Source organism: Bartonella sp. MU70NMGDW (assembly GCF_042194085.1).
Lineage (GTDB): Bacteria > Pseudomonadota > Alphaproteobacteria > Rhizobiales > Rhizobiaceae > Bartonella > Bartonella grahamii.
The window spans coordinates 1-632 of record NZ_JBHIMK010000549.1 but is presented as its reverse complement, the minus strand read 5'-3'; the positions used below and the strand labels follow the sequence as shown (position 1 = coordinate 632).

Genomic DNA, 632 nt, shown 5'->3' with positions numbered 1-632 from the left:
ATCAAGCGGCTTAGTATCCAACTTAAAGACAGATCACGCCCAAGCCTTTGCGCACGCGCCCATTCTGCTCTTAAATTCTGCTCCGCTCTTTCCAAAACAAAGGAGCCTTCATCCGGTAACAACCAAAAATCAGCAGAAACATTGATCATCCGCTGTACCGCGCTTTTCACAAAGATGTGGTCATTGGTCATTTTAACATGGGGGGCATCAAGGGCTGCTTGTACCTTGGCAATTAAAGCCTCATCAGCCACCCCTGAAGGGGCGTCACTAAAAAGCGCAACATGAATAAGTGGACTTTTAGCCACACGATAAACAAAAGCATCTTTGACATGGATATCGCTTGAGAGGGCAAAATATTGATAACGTGGCGCTGTGCCCCCTGTGGAATGCCCTTGTCTATTCAAGCGAATGCGGCGGCGAAACCGCTCATCATCTTCATCCAAAAGGCGCGTGACCCCATGAAAATCCCCCAAATGATCTAAACTTGTTCCACGGGCAAATGTGAGTAAATTATCTCGCGCCACTTCATTAATTCGCTGGCGCAAAAGCAACTCTTCATAAGCCGCCGCTTGCAATTGAATGACAACCGGATCATAAGCCGTCTTTTCCACATTATAAGGAATATGATGCGC

1 protein-coding gene is annotated in these 632 nt (G+C 47.0%); it reads right to left on the bottom strand.

Features of this window, described 5'->3' with window-relative positions; all coding sequences use genetic code 11:
* On the bottom strand, positions 1-632 hold a 632-nt coding region (locus tag ACFIKE_RS12100; RefSeq protein ID WP_375650209.1), incomplete at both ends, for a baseplate J/gp47 family protein.